Source organism: Nostoc sp. CALU 546 (assembly GCF_048836525.1).
In genome coordinates this window covers 20696-42154 of sequence record NZ_JAWJTF010000035.1, presented here as the reverse complement: position 1 = coordinate 42154, position 21459 = coordinate 20696, and the positions used below count along the sequence as shown (strand labels likewise).

Below are 21459 nucleotides of genomic sequence, written 5' to 3'. Positions count from 1 at the left end.
CGGCTAGCTTACGTAATAATACTTAAGCTCTGCCTTTTTAAATGTAAATCTTTCATAAAGTCAGTATTGGTTTTTACATTATCAACAAAGTTTCCACATTTTAGCTAATTATTCCCTTTATGCCCTCAACTTTAGTCTTGATTTTTATCTGTATTAGTTTACATTTGGCAATCTTCATAACCCAAAAAATATGTAATAAATATTACCCTAATTTCATCACAAGCTTTTTTAGGAAACCTGAGAATGAAAGCAAAATTAAGCTAATAAGAACCAAAAACCAAAATCTAAAGTTCTATTTTCATAGCCTTGTTGCTGTGTAAAAAACTACAAAATCATCGCGGCTTAAAAAATTTTAATATAAATTCTCATCAAATAGTTTTAAGGTAACCTTTTAATGGCTTTTTTAGCCGTTAGTGAATCAAAACTCCGGCAGTTAACTTTTTAAAGTTGAGAATTTTAAATATGAGCAGCAATTTAGCAACCAAATTACGTGTAGGCACTAAGAAAGCACACACGATGGCAGAAAATGTAGGTTTTGTCAAGTGCTTTTTAAGAGGAGTCGTCGAGAAAAACTCTTACCGAAAACTAGTTGCTAACTTCTACTTCGTCTACTCAGCGATGGAAGAAGAAATGGAAAAGCATAGCCAGCACCCAATTCTTTCTAAAATTAACTTTCCTCAGTTAAACCGCAAGTATACCTTAGAGCAAGACCTAGCTTATTACTTTGGTGCTAACTGGAGAGAGCAAATTAAACTATCTCCCGCAGGTGAAGCTTATGTAAAGCGCATCCGAGAAATATCTGCCACAGAACCGGAATTGTTAATCGCTCATTCATACACTCGTTACTTGGGCGACTTATCTGGGGGACAAATTCTCAAAAATATTGCTGTAACGGCGATGAATTTGTCGGAAGGGCAAGGAACAGCTTTTTATGAGTTTCCAGAGATTCCTGACGAGAAGGCATTCAAAGCGAAATATCGCCAAAATTTGGATGAATTACCTCTTGACGAAGCGACAACCGATCGCATCGTTGAGGAAGCTAACGCCGCCTTTGGTACGAACATGAAGATGTTCCAAGAATTGGAAGGTAATTTAATCAAGGCGATCGGTGTAATGCTTTACAACAGCCTCACACGGCGTCGTACACGCGGTAGTACTGAACTCGTCACTGCTGAGTAATGAGTGCTGAGTAATGAGTAATGAGTGCGGAGTATGGTGTGTGGAATTATAAGTCCAGACAGCCTGATGAAAGATGATTCATAGGTTTTTCTGGAGAAAGAGCGAAAAATGCTCAAAATATTTAGGGGCAATAGCCCTGTGACTGCTTTTTATTTGTGAAAGCAAGCATGGGGAAATTGCCCCTCAATTATGTTTAATCGGTTAGTAATTCTTTGATAGTACTTTGAGCATCAGTGTTTTCTGGATCTATTTTTAATGCTTCCCGAAAAACTGCCTCGGCCTCTTGTTTTGAGTCATCACCAGATTCACTATAGAAAATCTCTGTGCCAAGTTTGATGTAAAGTTCTGCCATTTTACGGCGTGGAATCATATTCGCCAACGGCTGATAAAAAGCCATGACAGCAGGAAAGCCTTTTTGCTTGTAAAGTGGCAAATTTATATTGGAGCAGGTTTCATAACTGCCTTCACCAGTTTTTACCACATTTTGGCAAATTGCCAGAGCTTCATCTAGTTTGTCCTGTTGAGCTAGTGCTTGACTTAATTTACTGTAATAATCATCAGTGGGTTTTGTGGCAACGGCTTGGCGGTAAAGAGCGATCGCTTCTTCTGGTTTTTTTTGTGTCATCAGCACATCTCCCAGTTCTACATACTTTGAAGCTTCAGGCTTGATTTTAATTAATTGGCGGTAGGCAGCGATCGCTTCCTTAACAAAGCCACGCTGTAATGAAAGTGATCCCAAACGCTCATAGTAGACTTCATTTTTGGAGTCATTTTTGCTTGCTTGACGATAGATAGCAACGGCTTCTTGATATTCCAGCATTTCACCCAGATAGTGGTAAGCCAGATAACTCTTGGGATCAATTTTCAAGGCTTCTCGATGAGCAGCGATCGCTTCTTCTCGTTGCCCTAATTTACGCAATAAATTACCTAAAATGTTGTAACTATCTGCATCTGGCTCAAGTTTAACGATTTGACGGTAAACCAAGAGTGCTTCCTTTGTATTACCAAGTTCCATCAACTGTGACGCTAAAGTGTAGTAGTAATACGTGTTACTGTTAGGTTTAAGTTTGATAGCTTGACGAAAAGCTGCGATCGCTTCAGTGGTTTGTCCCTTTTCTACCAGAAAATTCCCTAATTTGAGATAAATTGCCGAATCGGGAGTTAATTGTAAAGCTTGGCGATAAGTAGCGATCGTCTCTGCAATTTTGCCTTGGGAAGACAAAACATCTGCCAGCTTGACGTAAGCGTAACTGTTTTTGGCATCCCTCTGAATGAAACTCCGCCAAATATTAGCGGCTTCTTCATAATTTTTCACTTCTTCGGCAGATGTCGCTTTTTGTTCTAACTCCTCCACTGTTTGCGCCACACTGATTTGAGGAGCCAACGCCAAACCTAAACTCAACACCAACGGCAATATTTTCAGGCTTCTCATAGACTTTCAGCTTAAAATAACTAAGTAAATCTTCAAACCAAGCTTAATCTCAGTATTTAAGTTTGTAACCCGTAAAACTTACCATACTGAGTAAATCAGGCAAAAATATGGCTACGAAAATTCCTGTCACAGTGATCACAGGCTTCTTAGGTAGTGGAAAAACTAGCCTAATTCGCCACCTGCTACAAAACAACCAAGGACGCCGCATTGCCGTTGTAGTCAATGAATTTGGCGAACTCGGTATTGATGGCGAATTATTGAAATCTTGTCAAATTTGCCCGGAAGATGGTGAGGGTGACACTAATATCTTTGAATTAACCAACGGCTGCTTATGCTGTACGGTGCAGGAAGAATTTTACCCAATGATGCAAGAGTTAATCAAGCGGCGAGACAGCATCGACTGTATTTTGATTGAAACCTCTGGTTTAGCCTTACCAAAACCCTTGGTGAAGGCTTTTCGCTGGCAAGAAATTCGTAACGCCGCCACTGTGGATGCTGTAATTACCGTGGTGGATTGTGCGGCGGTAGCAGCGGGGACATTTGCTAGTGATCCAGAAGCGATCGCAGCCCAGCGGCAAGCAGATGATAATCTAGAACATGAAACACCCTTGCAAGAACTGTTTGAAGACCAACTTGCTTGTGCAGACTTGGTGGTGTTGAATAAAATCGGCTTGGTAGATGCCGAGACAAAAGCCAGAGTTGAGGAATTGATTAAGCAAGAGTTGCCCAGACTGGTGAAAATTGTCGAGAGCGATCGTTCTCAGCTTGACGCGTCTATATTATTAGGATTTCAAGCCGCAGTGGAAGACAACTTAGATTCTCGTCCTAGTCATCACGATACTGAAGAAGATCACAACCACGACGAAGAAATTACCTCAGCTAATTTAATTTTGGATCGTACCTTTGACCCAGAAAAGCTGCAACAGCAGTTGCAAATATTGGCACAACAACAAGAAATTTACCGGATTAAAGGCTTTGTGGCAGTGCCAAATAAATCGATGCGCCTAGTGATGCAGGGCGTGGGAACCCGATTTGAGAAATTTTATGATCGCCCCTGGAAACCAGAAGAAGCCAGACAAACGCGCTTAGTTTTCATCGGTCGTGATTTGAAGTCTTCTGAAATTGAATCACAACTTGTAGCTTTATAAGTTAAGAGTTAGGAGTTATATTGTGTCCGCTTGATTACTTATTAAACCCGAAGAACCCTACCCCGCTTGCGGCTACGGTGTACACACAAGTCAAAAAAAGATCAATTTGGCATTATTATCTCGTTTATCTCGTTCCTATGCTCTGCATAGGAATGCCTGACTAGAGGCTCTGCCTCTAGTCAGATATTGAGTCAGAGACTCAATGAATGCATTCCCAGGCGGAGCCAGGGAACGAGGAAATGCTTATCAAGCTAGTACCGCACAGCGTAAATAAGCCACCCATCTTAAACGTCTGAAACCCTTGCAAACAATTAATTACGAATTACGTTAGCGCAGCGTTAGCGACGCAGGAGCGTCATTACGAATTACGAATTCCGCCTTGCGGTACTAGGTTTTTAGGACTTGTGTTACACCGTAGCCTTTTAGGAGAGAGATTTTCTATATACCGTGAAAAGTCAGAATTATGCGGACATGATATAAGACTCATATTTGATTTCTGAAAAAACTCAGTACAACTAAGAAGCCTTCTTTCCTGTTGCCTATTGCCTGTCTACGCAAATTCGTTCAGAAATCAAAGCGGATTCCTATATAATCCCTAACTTCTAACTTAAACCTTCCCTATTCACTTTACAAAAACATGACAATTTCTCAACTATTTAACATTGCTAATCTTTTCGTATTGCCATTTTGGGCGTTGATGATTTTATTGCCAAACTGGAAAGTTACACGACAGATAATGTCATCATATCTACCCTTTTTGCTGTTAGCTGGAGCGTATGTGTATTTATTTGTCAACAGCATTACGCCAGAAAATGCCCAAGATTTCTCAAATATACAATTAGCTGATGTTGCTCGACTTTTTGCAGATGAAAAAGTCGCTGCAACGGGTTGGATTCATTTTTTAGTGATGGATTTATTTGTCGGTCGGTGGATTTATTGGGAAGGGCAGAAAACAGGTACTTGGACAATTCACTCCCTGGCTTTGTGTTTGTTTGCTGGGCCTTTAGGATTACTATCTCATATCTTGACTGACTGGATTACTAAGACATTTTTTCCCAAGTTTCAGCAGGATGAAACGGCGACAGTAGCAGAACAAGAAGTATCATCAACTGGCACATAGTATTAGGGGCGCACAGATGTGCGCCCCTACTCATATTAGGTAAATTAATAATAGGCAATAATTTACTACCATTACCTATTACCTAATTTTAAAATCATTAAGCTTTGTCATGTCTATAGTCGGCATCTAACCAACAGCGTGGTAGAACTTCACCAGAAGGAAAAACAAGATTTTCTTTTTTAAAAGTATCAGGTGGCTGTTCCTCTTCACCTTCTTGTTCTCGTCCCTGGACGACATCACTATTCGGGTCAAGCAGTTCTTGAATTTCAAGAATTTTTACCAATTCGCCAGAATTTTTGAGTTGTAAAAGCATAGAGATTGCCTCAATAAGTTTGCATGAAAATTGGGAGCGAGTTTCAAGATAAACTCACTCACATCTCAACCGATTTAGAACGTTGAGATTCCTTAATCGTTAAAGGACACTTTTACCAGATACGCACACATAAATTACACAAATTAATCTATGTGACTCGTTGGTTTTTATTTTTATAAAATTGACACAGCAAACAAATCCTCAATTTAGCATTCCAAAGTTAATCAGGGAATACTGACCGAGAAAATTGTTTAATTCAAATAATCTTGGTTTTAGAGATTAGATTTCGCGTTGATATTTTTCCAAAATATCTACTAGAGTGACTTGGCATTGCAGTGGCAGGAAATCGATTAAAGGAAGTTCACTTCTACCGCCGCCAATTTTGACTGGAATTGATTCCAAGACTTTGATAACTTGGTCTTCATTTACATTGTTGGAAGTAATTAAAGGATACAACTGTTCAGCAACAAGGGTATGCAGTTTGGCATTAGATAAATAAAGATGCCATTTGGCAATGTCTATGTAGACATTTTCGCCAATTTCAGCTGCTAGGGCTTCTAGTAATTCCGTGGTGTTAGTCTTAGCCATAAAAATAACCCTACATTAAGAAAGTGTGCGAAATCTCAGGCTTTTTTACATTATCGCTCACTTAAAAGGCTGATTCTACTACCACAGGTTACAATAACCCCAGCATCAGCTGTCCGTCTTCAGGTGGATTTGGGTGGAGTTTCGCTGTAGTTAGCGATCGCACTAATATAAATCAGATGCACCAAAACTATTCCTGTCCAACTTGCAGTCAACAACGGCAGCCACTCCCAGGTAGTGCCTTTCAAGATATGGAAAAACCATAACCCAGAATTAACAGTAGAAGCGATCGCTACATGCACGGCAAAATTCATCCGGTCATCGATCTTGCGGTAATCAGGGTCTTTGCGATCGGGTTTGCGAGGCCAACGAGGAGGCATAAATATTTGTTACAGATTTAAATACACCCTACCTATTCTAAGGTTTTTGGGGCAGTGGTGGGCGTTCCCTACCTATTACATAAATTTTTGCGTTGCCTTGGTTTCCTACAATATCCTTTCTGTTGTCCTAGCTGCTCGTCCTTCCAGACGACCCCATGTTTCTACAGCTAAAATTCTATCCCAAAAATAATACCTAAAAACAGACACCTTGAAAGGGCTGGTTCTACTGCAATACTTGTCGGGTTTTGAGGGAAAGAGGAATGGGAAAGGGAAAAGAAAAAACCTTTACCCCTTAACCTTTAACCTTTAACCTTTTCCCCAAACCAGATTCCGAGTTAAAAGTGATTAACCGAGAAGTATTGGGTTTGAATTTACCCCAATAATCGTTGCCAAGTTAGTTCTTGTGTCACTTCATCCAAATGCCAACGTAATAAATTAGCGGGTTGATTCTTGACAATTCCAGGCAAACCAATCGCTTGTCTAGGTGCATCTGTAGCCAATAAAATGGCAGTCTCCACATCACAAATTCCCCACTTAACCAAATTCTGCACTCCCACTAATAAGGGTAAAGTCGTCCCCGATAAAGTGCCATCGGCCAGTCGCGCCGTACCATTTTTAACTTCAATTTGCCGACTGTCCCAAGGATATACCCCATCGGGTAGTCCCAGAGGTGAAAGGGCATCACTCACAAGAAACAGCCCTTTTTCTTGATAGCTAGCACGGAGTAAAATTTGCAGCATCGTCGGCGAAACGTGTTCACCATCAGCAATAAAACCACACATCACATCAGGATGGGTAATTGCTGCCCCTAATAATCCTGGTTCACGGTGATGTAATGGTGGCATGGCATTGAAAGCATGAGTTACCATCGTTGCACCGAGTTCAAAAGCAAGTTGCGCTTGGGCAAATGTTGCCTGAGAATGTCCTAAACTAACGGTAATCCCCAAAGAACGCAAATATGGAATAACTTTACCTGTGGGATCTAACTCCGGCGCTAAGGTGATAACTTTCACAACGTGGGCATAATCTCCCAAAACCCGCTTTACCTCATCAATTGTTAAGGGTAACAAGTACTCTGCCGGGTGTGCGCCGCGCTTTTGAAAATTCAAAAATGGGCCTTCTAAATGTACTCCGAGAATCTTGGCACCTGCTTGTTGACTGGGGATAATATCAGCAATGACTGCAAGCGATCGCTGAATCTTTTCTACTGAAGTTGTTACAAGTGTCGGCAAAAATCCATCTACCCCGACATCCCACAAAAATTTCGTTATTTTCTGGAGTATATGAGCATTTTCAGCCGTCAAATCAGGAAATGCCAAACCCAACGCACCGTTAATTTGCAAATCAACGCCGCCTAGAGAAATCCAGTCACCTCCTACATTTAGTAGGGACACACATCCGTGTATCCCTACCGTACCCATTGGTAAAATTTGCTCAATTATGCCCTCTTGGTTAACCAAGAGCATCTGCAAATCTTTGTAACCAGGCACTCTAGCATTGATAATATCTACAGGATTTTGTGTTGCTTGGGTCATCACACTGACGAGAAGATAGCTAAATCTGATTTTAAATGCAACCAATCTCAATAAATCAATTCAAACAACGCCAATAGATGAGATGATTATCGGCATTACCTAGCTTCCATAAGCTAGCTCAAATAATTTTGAATTTTGAATTTTGAATTATTATGACTCCCTTAGTTGGTATTATCATGGGCAGCGATTCCGATTTGCCCACTATGAAAGATGCGATCGCAGTTTGTGAAGAATTTGGCGTAGAGAGCGAAGTGGCGATCGTTTCTGCTCATCGTACCCCAGAACGCATGGTGCAATATGCTCAACTTGCACACCAACGCGGTATTAAGGTAATTATTGCTGGCGCTGGTGGTGCTGCCCATCTCCCTGGAATGGTAGCGTCTTTAACTCCCCTTCCTGTGATCGGTGTTCCTGTACCCACCCGGAATTTACAAGGTGTGGATTCTTTGTATTCTATTTTACAGATGCCTGCTGGTATTCCTGTGGCGACAGTGGCGATTGGTAATGCCAAAAATGCCGGACTTTTAGCAGTACAAATCCTCGCAACTCACCAACCAGAATTGTTAGCAAAAGTGCAACAATATCGCCAAACCCTATGTGAATCAGTAATTGCAAAGCAAGCAAAACTAGAACAACTAGGCTATGAGCAATATTTACAGCAAATGCTTTAAGGTAATTCGTAATTCGTAATTCGGTAAGAAATCTTAACAGCACAACAGGGGGATGAGGGAGCAGGGGAAGAAGAACTATTGATTGATTCTTGAGCCATGCCCAATGCCCCATGCCCAATGCCCCATGCCCAATGCCCACGAAATTCCAAGATTGAAGCGATCGCTCCAGAATCAATGCAGCATTCTGAAGTATCTTGATCCTGAGACCTTAGTCAAAAATTGAGAGCTAATGTGCCAATTGCTCGGAATGAATTGCAATGTTCCAACGGATATTTGCTTTTCTTTTGAAGGGTTTTCTGCACGGGGAGGAAAAACGGATGATCATAGCGATGGTTGGGGCATTGCTTTCTTTGAGGGAAAGGGATGTCGAATGTTTTTAGACGCTCAACCTTCTGTTGCTTCTCCGGTAGCTGAGTTTGTGCGGAATTATCCCATTCACTCAACCCATGTCATAGCCCATATCCGCAAAGCTACTCAGGGTGAAATTGCCCTACACAACTGCCATCCTTTCCGCAGAGAATTATGGGGTCAATATTGGGTGTTTGCCCACAATGGTAATTTGCCAGATTTTGATCCAGAAAATTTGGGCTTTTATCAAGCCGTAGGTGATACCGATAGTGAAAAAGCATTCTGTATGATGCTAGAAACATTGCGATCGCGTTTTCCTAAAGGTAAGCCTGACATAAAGGAACTGTACTCTGTGCTGCGAGAAATTACTGCTGTAATTGCAAAATTGGGTATATTTAATTACCTATTATCAGATGGAGAACACTTTTTTGCTTATTGCTCAACTAAACTCAGCTACATTGTTCGCCAAGCGCCCTTTGCGGCTGCCCATTTAATTGACCAAGATATGACCGTAGATTTTCGAGAAGTGACTACTGAACGCGATCGCGTCGCTGTCATTGCTACTACTCCCCTCACTGACAACGAAGTTTGGACACAAATTCAACCGGGAGAATTACTAGTTTTTCAGGACGGATTACCTCTGAAATATGCACTCAGTTAAGAATCTTATCCTGTTAGCAAATTCCAAAATTAACCAGATTTTCCCATTTAGATACTTTCTAGATGGGTTTTGTTTTTCATATTTATAACTAACGAATATTAACCTCTTGCAGGTAATTTACTCCCTGAAAATATTCAATTCTAGTAGCTGAATTTTTAGGGATGGATGAATTTGTTCTTTTTGTAGAAGCTACCTTTTGATTGTCAGCCAGGACACGTTGCTTTTGAGTATACTCATTCAATTTGATTTGAGCTTGAGCATAAACCAGAGTATCTTGGGGAATATTTCGGAGAAATTTTACAGCCCGATTAAAATCACCAATAGATGCTTTCTTGTAAGCTTTTTGTAAAAAGTAAGCTGCTCTGATCTGCCGCTTTCGATTGTATTCAGCTAACTTGTCTTGAACTAAAGCACCAGCAGAACTTTCTTTAGGAATTTGCCGCAGATATTGTAATGCAGTAGAAAAATCTTTTTCAGTTGCTCTTTCGTAAGCTTTTGCTAATAAATCTTGCGTCTGTGTTTCAATGTTGACGTATGCTTTCTGAACTAGTTTATCTGTTTTAGATTGCCAATATAAAATATCTGGAACTTTAGCAGCAGCATGAAGAACATCTGACCATCTGCTCTCATGAAAAGCTATTTGTGCTATTTGGTGTTGCTGTGCAGCAACTTGCCATTGCTGTTGCCATTCTTCAATTGTCGCTTGTGCTTCTGGATAAACATTGCTGTGGGAGGGAATTGATTTCGCTAATGCGATCGCTTCTTGTAAATCCCCAGCCTGATATTCTTTTTTCGCTTGATATAAAGTGTCTGTTTCTGAATATGCAGGTGCAGTATTAACTAAAGAATATACACCAAATCCCATTAATAAAGAATTAGCCGCCAGTCCTACTTTCATCCCTGTGAATAACGGGGATGATTTGCCAGATACAGGGTTTGGAGAATTATTATCCTCAATCGCCACCTCTAGAGGAAATTTATCATCTGTTTCTAATATTTGTGATGGCTCAGTTTCCCAGATTATTTGTTTAAGTACCCGCAGCACCTCAGCCGCAGACTGAAAGCGGTCTTGGTAATTGTAGCGGATCATTTGGCTGAGAACAGCAGCTAGATAATCGTTAACTGGCGTGTTTTGAGAACGCCAAAAAATTTCATTAGTATAAGGATCAGCTTTTAATTGTAATGGTTCTAACCCAGTCAAAGCCTGGATGGCAATCATGCCCAAAGCATAAATATCACTGTTGGGCTGTGTTTGTCCAATAAATTGCTCTGGCGGTATATATCCCAATGAAGTGACGGGAATTCTATAAATAGGCAATTCCGCACCTATGCCAAAATCGATAGACTGGATTGAGCCAAAATCAATCAAAACTAACTTGCGTACAGCTTTATCGTTGCCATTGGCATCGCTAGTACGTCTGATTAAGTTTTCTGGTTTGATATCGCAATGAATCACACCTTGAGAGTGAACAAATTCTAGAATACCTAAGACATCTATCAGGAATTCTACAACTTCCTTTTCACTCCACAGACACCCCCAATGTTGATCAATAGGCAATTCCGCAGTCAGCGCATGTCCTTCTATAAGCTCTTGCACTAAATAAAATCGCTCGTTTTCTTCAAAGCAAGCAATGAATTCAGGAATTTGCTGATGGCTTCCCAAAAGCTTGAGGGTTTCAGTTTCAGTCAAAAACATTAACCTCAACATATCCAAATAGCCGGATTCGGAACTGCTAACCTTAATCTGTTTAACAACGCATTTGGGATTCTCTGGATAATCTACGTCAACAGCAATGTATGTTTGTCCAAACACCCCTGCACCAAGGCTTTGGACAATTTGGTAACGCCCTTGTAGTAATTTACCGATTATGTGGTGGGTCATGACCTGGTTACTCAGTAAGTTCTTTTATTTAGTTTTTCTGACATTCCCTCCTGTTTCCGGAATGCTTGAGAAATAAATAATGAGAGTTTTGATACCTTGAATACCAATACTTTTCGGATAAACCCAACAATCTCTCTTTTGCTCTAAGGAAAGGTTAATGGACTTGCGGGTAAAGGTAAATTCAAACCCTTTCCCTTTCCCTTTTAACCGAAAAGTATTGCCTTGAATGCAAGTTTAATTTCTCAGTATTTTTGCGTAATCAAATATAGGAATCCGGTTTGATTCCTGAATTTACTTGCGTGGGTAGGGAATAGGGAATAGGGAACAGGAAAGAAAGCATAGATCAGTACTGAGTCTTGTTCAAAAATTAAATAGGAGTCCTATATAATATTTGATTAAAATTCTGAATCTGTCTAAGAGGTTGTTTGAAAAATCTATCTAATTTATTACAGTTCTGGCGACTGGAAGTCACGGGTATACAGACAAAACCCACCTCCGTGGGTTAAAAGCCCTTGATTTTTCACGCTTTCCACCCTCGTAGACTTGGTTTGTGTAGTAGCGAATTCTATTGCCTAATAATAGTAAGTACATTGATTTTTTAATTGTTTAACTATTGATTTCTTCATCGTGTTCAACTACTTCAGATTTATCTTGTAAAGGTTTCACTACTCGTGCGATCGCTTCTTGAATAAAAGCTTTAATAAATTCATCTCTGCGATTAATTTGAAACTGTTTCTGCACAACTTCAGTCATTCCACCATCACCCCAGTCTTGGTCATGACGAAAATATTCAATGAAACTTTTACCAGCAATTCGTGTTAAATAAGCTGCTGTCACGCCTTGAATGGCTCTACCAACCAGAAAGGTAGCAACATTGAGTTGCAAAGCTGTAGATAATAATTGAATTGCTCCCTTAACAATACCTAAACTGGCAATAGTTTTCGCTAAAGAAAGTGCTAACTCTCGTCCCCGTTCCATATTCAATTCACAGCCGTACACTCTGCCAATTTCTACAACCATTTGAGCGTTGACTGCGGCTGTCGCCAATAAATCTACGACTGGTATAGGTGTCACTGATACTACACCAGCACCAATCCATTGAAACCGTTCCACGATTTTGTCAGCTTGACGGCGACGCTGGCCATCAATGAGTTTTCGCGCCTCGTCTCCCAATCGCAGAGATTGTAAAAGAATGTTATCCGCCACCAAATCTTCACCCTCGGCGCGTAAAACAGCAGCGGTGCGCCGCAGTAAAGGAACAATATCTGGTTCCGGCTGAAAGGTTTCGCCAGTTTCTAGTTGTGCAGGTTGGGGATTCGCAGCGATCGCTACCACATCATTAGTAGCAATAAATCCCCGTACCCGTTGACGCAACCTAGCGAGGATGGATTCTTTATCTTCATCTGTATATAAATCGGTTTTGTTGAGAACCAAAAGCGATCGCTTCCCAATTTCTGCCAACCCCCGTAGCGGCTCATATTCTGAGCGTCGTAAATCATTATCTACCACAAACAACAGTAAATCTGCTTCTGTTGCCAGTTCTCGCGCCATTTGTTCGCGTTCCGTTCCCGCTACACCCGCTTCTAAAATTCCTGGCGTATCTGTAATTAAAATCTTGCGTTCTAATCCCTTCAACCGCAGGCAATAAGTTTCCCCAACCTGGGTTGTACCCATCGGTGCATCCACTTGACCGACCATGCGTCCCATGATCGCATTTACCAGGGAAGTTTTACCAGCGCTTCCCGTACCAAATACCACTACTTGAATTTCACCCCGTGCTAGATTGGCTTCAATCTCTCGTGATTTACTTAATAAAGCTTGGCGTGTTACTTCATCTTGAATTTGCGCTACCTGTTGGCGCACAGCTTGGAGAGTTGTAGAAGCAGCATCAGATTTACCAGCAGGAATTTGTGCCGCAGTCACTCGTTTAGGGTTACGGCGCGATCGCTTTTCCCCAGATTGAATCACCAATACATAATAAACAAAAGCTGCAACTAAGGCTCCAATGAGGACAATCAGCAGTAACAGCAGCAAATTGCCTAGCAAAGGCGAATAGGATAATTGCCAGTAGAGCCGTGATAGGGAATCAATTAGCCACAGGGCTAGCCCCAAAATGACGATCAGACCGACAATCAGCGTTACTATGCGTGACAGAGGCATGGCTGGGAAAGATTAGTAAATATTCAGTAGGCAGATGCTTCTAATCTTAATAGTTTCAGCATTTTTTACCAGAGTCGTAGGAAGGAGGCAGGAGGCAGGAGGCAGGAGGCAGGAGGCAGAAGGCAGGAGTCAGAAGGCAGGAGGCAGAAGGCAGGAGGCAGTGAGGCAGGAGGCAGAAGGCAGTGAGGCAGTGAGGCAGGAGGCAGAAGGCAGGAGGCAGGAGGCAGGATTCTGAATTCTGACTCCTGATTAAAAATTGCAACAATAAATATATGTAACTGTGTACATCAATGTATCAGGCAATATTTTAAAATGCATACCATAAGCAAACAGTCAACAAAAAAAGCTTGGGCTAATGCGATCGCAGAACCGGCAAAAGAATTTCCTCTTACTCAACTGTCGATTCTTTCTGGCAAAATTCCAGATGGTTTGCGTGGCACACTTTACCGCAATGGCCCCGCACGCCTAGAACGCGGTGGTGAGCGTGTGGGACACTGGTTTGATGGAGATGGGGCAATTCTCGGCGTCCATTTCACGGATGCAGGAGCCAGTGGAATCTATCGCTATGTGCAAACAGCAGAATATCAAGCTGAAACTCAAGCCGATAGGTTTCTTTATGGTGTCTATGGGATGCATACGCCAGGGCCGATTTGGAAGCGCTGGGGTCAACAGATCAAAAATGCAGCCAATACTTCAGTGTTGGCTTTACCTGATAAATTGTTGGCTTTATGGGAAGCAACCAATCCTTATGCCCTTGATTTGCAAACTTTAGAAACGAAGGGATTGGATGATTTAGGCGCTTTAGATAACGGATTACCTTATTCTGCTCATTACAAGCGTGATTCACAAACAGGCGAGATTTTTAACTTTGGAATCAGTATCGGAAGTTCTGTACAACTGAATCTCTATAAAAGCGATGCTTCTGGCAAAATTATCCAAAAAGCTGCTTTTAAGCTAGATCGCTACTCTATAATGCATGATTTTGTTTTAACTCAAAGATATCTGGTGTTTTTCATGCCACCGATGCGGATGAAAATGCTGTCAATGATGCTAGGTCTGAATACCTTTAGTGAATCTCTGTTGTGGGAACCTCAATTAGGAACCCAGGTGTTAATATTTGACCGCGAAAACTTATCCTTAGTTAGTCGTGGCGAAACCGATCCTTGGTTTAATTGGCATTTTGGCAATGGCTATGAAGATCAAGACGGTTCGGTGATTCTGGACATGGTGCGATATTCAGATTTTCACCAAACTAATGAATATCTCAGAGAATTTGCCAGTGGTGAGACACACACAGTTACTAAAGGAACATTGTGGCAAGTACATCTCAACCCCCAAACTGGTAAAGTTACAGAAACACAGGAAGTTGTCAACCGCAAGTGTGAATTTCCTGTAGTGCAGCGATCGCAAGTTGGGCAACCTTGGCGCTATACTTACATATCATTAATGCCCCAAAGAACAGATACAGACAAAGAATCCTTCAGTGCGATCGCCCGCTTCGACTACAAAACCGAAACCCTCACCGAAGCCGACTTAGGAGAAAACCGCTATCCTTCAGAACCCATCCACGCCCAAGATGCCCAAAACCCTGAACAAGGCTGGCTGCTAACCGTTGTATACGATGGTAATTCTCATAGTAGTGAAGTTTGGATCTTTGATTGCGATCGCCTGGATGCAGAACCCGTTTGCAAACTAGGATTACCTAGCGTCATTCCCCACAGCTTTCACGGTACTTGGAACCCAGCATAACAATTTGGGGAATCAAGCAGGGGAGCAGGGGAGAAGAATTTTCTCCTCTGCCTCTTTCCCATGCCCAATGCCCCATGCCCAATGCCCCATGCCCAATGCCCAATTCAATCTAATCTTTGAGAATTGCTAAGTGTAAAAACGTAGTATCCTACATACTGGTATATAAAAATAATTCCAAAATCATGAGGAAAAACCCCATAGGATTACTACTTAGCGGAGTGATTGTCAGTTTTGGATTGTCATCATTGTTGGCTCAAGCACAACAACAGGTTTCTGATGCCCAAGTCGCGGCGATGGTAGAGGCGCTGCGACTAGCTGCACCGCAGACCGGCATTGCAAATGATGGACTTTACAGTGAGTGGCAAGTTAAACCAGAAACCTTAAAAGGCTGGTCGAAACATTGTCTCAAAAAAGAACTAACGCCGACGCAGTTTGAAAACAGCCCTGCGACAGCACGCCAAGTTATATCCTGTATCACCCGCCGAGAGTTAAATAAGCAGTTTATCGCCAGCAGCAATAATGAAACCGCCGCTGTGCGTGGCGTCGGTTGTTGGTGGATGACTGGTAACTATACAGGCTGCAATAGCGGATTTACTGCTGCATATCTTCAAAAAGTTGTGGGTTTTTACCAGCAACAGCGTTCAAAACCAGCAATTACTCCATCCTCATCACCAAAATACAGCACTTACGGCAGCTATGAGGTACATCCCCAAATCTGAAAGCTTTGATACGAGAGGGCAAGGAGAAAAACTGTATTGCATAATGGCGTTGTTGCATGAATAGAGAAAAATGGTAAATTTTACTTATTCCTTCCTACCTCTACTAATCCCCTCCTAGTTTCTTAGTTGGACTATGAAGACGAAAGCCAAAACTAACTACAGAGTCCGTAACTGGCAGGAATATGATGCGGCGCTCAAGCAGCGAGGGAGCCTGACTTTCTGGGTGAGTGAAGAAGTAATCGAACAGTGGCGCAACGAAAAGAAAACAGGACGGAAAGGAGCCTCCAACTATTACAGTGACGTGGCGATCGCTACGATGGGAACTGTACAATCGGTATTTAACTTAGCAGGGCGGCAGACGGAAGGATTTCTAGAATCACTGTTTATCTTGATGGGAATTGAGTTGAAGGTACCAGATCACTCCACCCTATGCCGTCGTTTGAGCAATTTATCGGTGGAACTGCCCGTAATCCCAAAGGATGACGCAATCCATGTTGTAGTGGATTCAACTGGGGTAAAAGTGTATGGTGAAGGAGAATGGAAAGTTCGCACACATGGGGTAGGTAAACGACGGACGTGGCGGAAGTTGCATCTGGGAGTTGATCAAGGAAGCGGAGAGATTTTGGCTGCGGTGGTGACTACTAATGATGTAGCTGATTGCGAGGTACTACCCGACTTGTTGGAGCAGATTGACTCCAATATTGAACAAGTATCTGGTGATGGCGGTTATGACACAAACAAAAGTTACGACACAATCACTCAACGCCAAGCCAAAGCAGTGATTCCACCTCGCAGTAACGCTCAGATTCAACAGCCTCATAACTCTGAACTGCCTCCACATCAAAGAGATGAAAATTTGCGTCGGATACATCAAATTGGTCGCCAGCAATGGAAGCAAGAAAGTAGATATCATCGACGTTCTTTGTCTGAAACAGCTATGTTTCGACTAAAAATTATTTTTGGGGGTAAGCTAAGACGACGCTTTTTTGACAATCAAGCTGTTGAGTTATTTCTGCAATGTGCTGCACTTAATCGCATGATTCAGTTAGGCAAGCCAGATAGCTACAAAGTGGAAAAATAATTACTAACTCTGCTAAGAGTTGGTGTGCCTTTTTTCTGTTTCATGCAACAAAGCCTTGCATAATAGCCGGAAGCGCTGTAATCGCCGTGATGTGGCAATGATTTATGCGATCGCAATTAAGGTAAATCAATCCTTATAGTACAACATAGTACAATGCATTTAACACCAACAGTTTTGATATCTCCCAAGGGCGAATGAGCGTCGGGCGGTTTCCCTCCTGCCTCCTGCCTTCTTTAATAAAATCTTTAGAGGAATCAGGTTTTGTGCATAGAGCAAAACTAATTATACCTACAAAGGATTGTTTGACCTTTGCCAATCCTGTTAAAATGCATCGATGTCAAAAAAGCAACATCTCTTAAACAAAAAACCCGGTTGGTCTTTGGATGAGCGAGATCCAAAGTTCATAGAATCTCTGATGCCCCTGTTTGGCTTTTTGTATCACTACTATTTCCGAGTTCAAACTAGTGGCTGGGATAACATTCCACCCCAACAAAAAGTTCTATTTGTCGGTTCGCACAATGGGGGACTCGCTGCACCCGACATGGCAATGGTGATGTACGACTGGTTCCGCCGATTTGGTGTGGAGCAACCCATTTATGGCTTGATGCATCCCAAAGCTTGGCAGGTTAGTCCGCCACTAGCGCAACTGGCTGCCAAGGCAGGAGCAATCATTGCCCATCCGAAAATGGCTTATACCGCCTTGCACTCTGGAGCTAGTGTGCTAGTTTATCCAGGTGGAGCCGAAGATGTGTTTCGACCCTGTTATTTACGTAACAAAATCTACTTTGCAGGGCGGCAAGGATTTATCAAGTTAGCGTTACGGGAAAATGTGCCGATTGTGCCTGTGATTTCCTGGGGCGCTCACGATACGCTAATTGTGCTTGCTGACATTTACAAAGTTGTGCAGCAACTCCACGAGTGGGGGATGCCTTGGCTGTTGGGGATTGATCCGGAAGTTTTTCCGATCTATCTTGGACTACCTTGGGGATTAGCAATTGGCCCTTTGCCCAACATTCCATTACCTGTGCCCATGTACACACGGGTTTGTCCGCCAATTGTATTTGAACGCTACGGCCCTGAAGCAGCTAGCGATCGCCACTATGTCAATGAATGTTATGAATTAGTTGTTAGTCAGATGCAGCAAGAGTTAGATAACTTAGTGAAGCTAACTGCTAAAGCCAATTCTCTATGATGATACATATAATTTAGTCTGCCTACTGCAAAACAAAAGCCCTTCACGCAGCGTCTTACTCTCAAGGCCATTTTCAGGTAAATAGACCATACCAGACGGGCACAGCAATGCTGTGCCCGTCTTAGCGATGCTTACGGCGGGTAAACTACACCACAGTGAATGTAAATCAAGATGGTAGGTTCTCAGATATATTGGGCAACCTAAAAGTAAGCGATCGCCTTTTAACTTTTGCCTTACTCGGTGAATACAGTATTGCGTAGAGACAGAGTGCCTTGTCACAGGCATTGCACTCATTCAATTAAAATCAGGAGCTAGTGAAGCATAAATGAGTCTACTGTTAAAATGTCTTTTAGCGGTCAATCACAACCCCCTCAACCGTTATAAAAAACTACTAAGTAGCCTTGCTCTCTCACTTTGCACCCTGAGTTTTGGCATACAAGCTGCTCAAGCTGAAGGTAGTCGTACCCTGTATCCTAGTACTGCCCCAGCCGGCAGTAGTAGAGCTAACCTAGAGTGGCGTACTGATACTTATGGCGGTCTTGTGCTGCGACGAACTTTGCTAAAAGTCTATGCCAATAAAGATGAGTATATTCTTTTGGGTTCCAGCGCAGTTGGGGTAAATAGTGGTAATGTGCGCGTTTACAACCCCGGTCGTGTCAGTGGAAGTATTGGCAGTGAAACTGTTCCCGGCACAGCAGATTTTGTGTGTACTTCTCAAGCTGGGCGGGGCTTTATCTCAACTCGCCAACAGGAGTTAAATGGTCCCCGTGCTATTTCTGGCGGAGGTAATCCCAACGGCTATATTCCCTGCTACTACCAGGCTCCATCCACTGGAGTTTATGACATAGTTTTTTATGGGCCGGATGGAGGTAACTCTTCCGTTAATGGCGCTCCCACAGGTGAGATTGATTTGAGTAGTGGGAACAACTTTAACGATCAACAAAGAACTAGTGTTGCAGCTTGGGATGTAACGGTACGAAGTAGCGATCAAACTTCAACAACTGACTTTAACGGGCGGTTATTTAGCTATTATCTAGCTTTATTTACTGGTAATAACGGTCGATATCTCAACTTCCCGGTCTATCCAATAACCACAGATGGATTCCGATATAAAGTAGAACTCAGAGGCACAGATCCGAATGGATTCGTTCTCTATGGTAATCAAACTGGCTTTTTTGACAGTGACGGGATATCACCCTTGTATCACGATATACTAGGGGCGGATAGTCAGCTGGCAAATCCCCAAGGTGGCGTTAGCTTGGCTCGTCCCCAATACGCTACCTTTTTCAACTCCATCGACACCAACGTGCTTCCATACGTTGACCGTTACAAACGAGATGGCACTTTAGAAGGAACTGGTACTCCCATTAGCCCAATTATTCCTATTATTAGTAACTTACAATTCAACGGTACAGTTGTCGGAAATAACAGTTCTTTCGGTACGGGCGGTACTTTATCCTTTGATAGCAACGTCACAGGCACTTACGAACTCATTATCAGCCGAGACGGCAGCAATTTTGATCCCAGCAACTCCCAAAACCGTCTTATGCGAGGGATTATGGCTACAACGGGACAGCAAGCGATTAGTTGGGATGGTAAAGATAACAGTGGCAATTTTTTCCCGGTTGGCAGTGATTACAAAGTTCGTGTCAGAACTTATGGAGGCGAATATCACTTTCCTTTGCTTGATGCGGAAAACAATTTTACTGGTGGCCCTACCATTACAATGCTGAATGCTACTAACCCCATAGGCAACAGTAGAGGATTTTACGACGATCGCGGTTATAAAACTATCGCTGGTACTCAAATCGGTACTTCTGGTCAAGTACTCTGTGGAATTAATCCACCAAACCCAGCCTTCAGCGACCCACTTAATGGTTTTGACACCGCCAGTAATGACCGGAAATTTGGTCAGAATGGTAACGCTGGTAATGCTGGGACATCATGCAACGGCTCTTTTGGAGATACCAAAGGGCTGGATTTATGGACTTATTATCCTGGTCAAACTGCACCAACTCCATTGAACATCATTGATATAGTTTCACCCAGCGCTGGCAAAATTATGATCAACGAAGTTTTGTATAGTGAAACTGGTACTGCGACTAATACTAATGATGAGTTTATTGAACTGTATAATCCATCTTCATCGCCTGTAGATTTGAGTGGTTTGAAGTTGGCAGACGGACACCTGACGGCTAATGATAATGATAGTACTAACGGCTTTACTTATACATTTCCTAACGGCACAACTTTACAACCGGGGCAATATGCTGTGATTTGGATTGGGGATAACAACGCCAACCATCAAGCCACAGCAGCATCTTTCCAAGCTTGGTTGGGACAGACTCCCAAACTCAATAACTCCGGTGATGATATCTGGTTGTACGATAATCAGAATAAAATTATTGACTATATCGCCTATGGCAGTGGTAATGAGGTTAATACACCTCCTGCAAGTGTTCTCAATCTTTGGGACAACACATATCAGTCTTCCTTAATTGGGGCTAGCAATGGACAATCTATCAGCTTGACCCCCAATGGCCAGGATACTAATGTTAGTGCTTGCTGGGAAGCAACCACCAGTGGAAACTCTAGCACACGATGTCCAAACTACTTACCAACTAGAGACACTGATACTATAGCTAATCGTGTTACTAGTGTTGGGGAAAGTAATAATGGTGCTACTGCTGTGAATGCAAAGCTTTTGTTAGTAAAACGCATCACCCGCATCAATAACCAAGATTTAACCGATATTGTCGATGGTCTGAGTAACGTTGCTATTACTGCTGCTAATTATGTCCCAGAACCATTCGCCTCTGATGATAACTATATTACATGGCCGGCTGGCTACCTGCGGGGATTGATCAATGCTGGAACCGTCAAACCAGGAGATGAGTTGGAATACACTATCTACTTCCTCTCCCAGGGCCCAAGTAATGCTACTAACGTTAAATTCTGCGACTTAGTACCTAGCAGTACTACTTTTATTTCCACTGCGTTTAATGGTAATACTCCTGGTGATGGTGGTTTAACAGTCGCAGATCAAGGTATTGCCCTTGCCCTTGGTTCTAGCAGTCCCACAGTTTACCTCACCAATATAGAGGATGCAAGCGATCGCGGACGCTTTTATGCTGCTAATGAACCAGCACCATCATACTGTGGTGCTAACACCAATGGAGCTGTGGTGGTAAGCATCACGCGGAGTCCAGATTTACCTAATTTAGCCAAAGATTTTTACGGTTTTGTCCGCTTCCGCGCCAGGGTGAAATAAGAAAAAGTGAGGAGTGAGTAGTTAGCCCGCATT

General features: G+C 42.4%; 17 protein-coding genes. 10 read left to right on the top strand and 7 right to left on the bottom strand.

Annotation, left to right across the window (positions count from 1 at the left end; translation table 11 throughout):
- Nucleotides 1-462 precede the first annotated feature (462 nt).
- On the top strand, nucleotides 463-1179 hold the full coding sequence (locus tag RRG12_RS18675) for a heme oxygenase (biliverdin-producing) (protein WP_420760304.1): 717 nt from the start codon (nucleotides 463-465) through the stop codon (nucleotides 1177-1179).
- Nucleotides 1180-1372: 193 nt separating this feature from the next.
- Here RRG12_RS18675 and RRG12_RS18670 read toward each other — a convergent pair whose 3' ends face one another.
- The gene (locus RRG12_RS18670) at nucleotides 1373-2611 is read right to left on the bottom strand and encodes a tetratricopeptide repeat protein (protein WP_420760303.1); all 1239 of its coding nucleotides are present in this window, start codon (nucleotides 2609-2611) and stop codon (nucleotides 1373-1375) included.
- Between the two features lie 107 nt (nucleotides 2612-2718).
- Between RRG12_RS18670 and cobW the strand changes: the two genes are divergently transcribed.
- On the top strand, nucleotides 2719-3759 hold the full coding sequence (gene cobW, locus RRG12_RS18665) for a cobalamin biosynthesis protein CobW (RefSeq protein WP_420760302.1): 1041 nt from the start codon (nucleotides 2719-2721) through the stop codon (nucleotides 3757-3759).
- Nucleotides 3760-4396: 637 nt separating this feature from the next.
- Nucleotides 4397-4879 carry an ABA4-like family protein gene (locus RRG12_RS18660; protein ID WP_420760301.1) on the top strand — a complete coding sequence of 161 codons (483 nt, stop codon included), beginning with the start codon at nucleotides 4397-4399 and terminating at the stop codon, nucleotides 4877-4879.
- 97 nt (nucleotides 4880-4976) lie between these two features.
- Here RRG12_RS18660 and RRG12_RS18655 read toward each other — a convergent pair whose 3' ends face one another.
- From RRG12_RS18655 to nagA, 4 genes are all read right to left on the bottom strand, one after another.
- Nucleotides 4977-5192 (bottom strand): acetyltransferase, encoded by a 216-nt coding sequence (locus tag RRG12_RS18655; protein ID WP_420760300.1) that lies wholly within the window; start codon nucleotides 5190-5192, stop codon nucleotides 4977-4979.
- Nucleotides 5193-5471: 279 nt separating this feature from the next.
- Nucleotides 5472-5780, bottom strand: coding sequence for a DUF3181 family protein (locus RRG12_RS18650; protein WP_069070801.1), 309 nt, complete (start codon nucleotides 5778-5780; stop codon nucleotides 5472-5474).
- Between the two features lie 119 nt (nucleotides 5781-5899).
- Nucleotides 5900-6157, bottom strand: a complete 258-nt coding sequence (locus RRG12_RS18645; RefSeq protein WP_069070802.1) for a hypothetical protein — start codon at nucleotides 6155-6157, stop codon at nucleotides 5900-5902.
- A gap of 371 nt (nucleotides 6158-6528) precedes the next feature.
- Nucleotides 6529-7692, bottom strand: coding sequence for an N-acetylglucosamine-6-phosphate deacetylase (gene nagA / locus RRG12_RS18640; protein ID WP_420760299.1), 1164 nt, complete (start codon nucleotides 7690-7692; stop codon nucleotides 6529-6531).
- 152 nt (nucleotides 7693-7844) lie between these two features.
- Between nagA and purE the strand changes: the two genes are divergently transcribed.
- Together purE and RRG12_RS18630 are read left to right on the top strand one after the other, a co-directional pair.
- Nucleotides 7845-8363, top strand: a complete 519-nt coding sequence (gene purE / locus RRG12_RS18635; protein ID WP_069070804.1) for a 5-(carboxyamino)imidazole ribonucleotide mutase — start codon at nucleotides 7845-7847, stop codon at nucleotides 8361-8363.
- 229 nt (nucleotides 8364-8592) lie between these two features.
- The gene (locus RRG12_RS18630) at nucleotides 8593-9372 is read left to right on the top strand and encodes a class II glutamine amidotransferase (protein WP_420760298.1); all 780 of its coding nucleotides are present in this window, start codon (nucleotides 8593-8595) and stop codon (nucleotides 9370-9372) included.
- Between the two features lie 88 nt (nucleotides 9373-9460).
- Here the strand turns inward: RRG12_RS18630 and RRG12_RS18625 are convergent, their stop codons facing one another.
- Both RRG12_RS18625 and RRG12_RS18620 read right to left on the bottom strand, forming a co-directional pair.
- Complete coding sequence (locus RRG12_RS18625; protein WP_420760297.1) at nucleotides 9461-11254, bottom strand: protein kinase domain-containing protein; 1794 nt, start codon at nucleotides 11252-11254, stop codon at nucleotides 9461-9463.
- A gap of 606 nt (nucleotides 11255-11860) precedes the next feature.
- Nucleotides 11861-13414 carry a YcjF family protein gene (locus RRG12_RS18620; RefSeq protein ID WP_420760296.1) on the bottom strand — a complete coding sequence of 518 codons (1554 nt, stop codon included), beginning with the start codon at nucleotides 13412-13414 and terminating at the stop codon, nucleotides 11861-11863.
- A 312-nt stretch (nucleotides 13415-13726) separates the two neighbouring features.
- Here RRG12_RS18620 and RRG12_RS18615 point away from each other — a divergent pair, with 312 nt between their 5' ends.
- From RRG12_RS18615 to RRG12_RS18595, 5 genes are all read left to right on the top strand, one after another.
- Nucleotides 13727-15163, top strand: a complete 1437-nt coding sequence (locus tag RRG12_RS18615) for a carotenoid oxygenase family protein (protein ID WP_420760295.1) — start codon at nucleotides 13727-13729, stop codon at nucleotides 15161-15163.
- A gap of 182 nt (nucleotides 15164-15345) precedes the next feature.
- Nucleotides 15346-15882, top strand: coding sequence for a hypothetical protein (locus tag RRG12_RS18610; RefSeq protein WP_420760294.1), 537 nt, complete (start codon nucleotides 15346-15348; stop codon nucleotides 15880-15882).
- Between the two features lie 133 nt (nucleotides 15883-16015).
- The gene (locus RRG12_RS18605) at nucleotides 16016-16963 is read left to right on the top strand and encodes an IS5 family transposase (protein WP_420758163.1); all 948 of its coding nucleotides are present in this window, start codon (nucleotides 16016-16018) and stop codon (nucleotides 16961-16963) included.
- A 334-nt stretch (nucleotides 16964-17297) separates the two neighbouring features.
- Complete coding sequence (locus RRG12_RS18600) at nucleotides 17298-18155, top strand: lysophospholipid acyltransferase family protein (RefSeq protein ID WP_069070810.1); 858 nt, start codon at nucleotides 17298-17300, stop codon at nucleotides 18153-18155.
- Nucleotides 18156-18480: 325 nt separating this feature from the next.
- Nucleotides 18481-21426, top strand: coding sequence for a lamin tail domain-containing protein (locus tag RRG12_RS18595; protein WP_420760293.1), 2946 nt, complete (start codon nucleotides 18481-18483; stop codon nucleotides 21424-21426).
- Nucleotides 21427-21459: the final 33 nt, after the last annotated feature.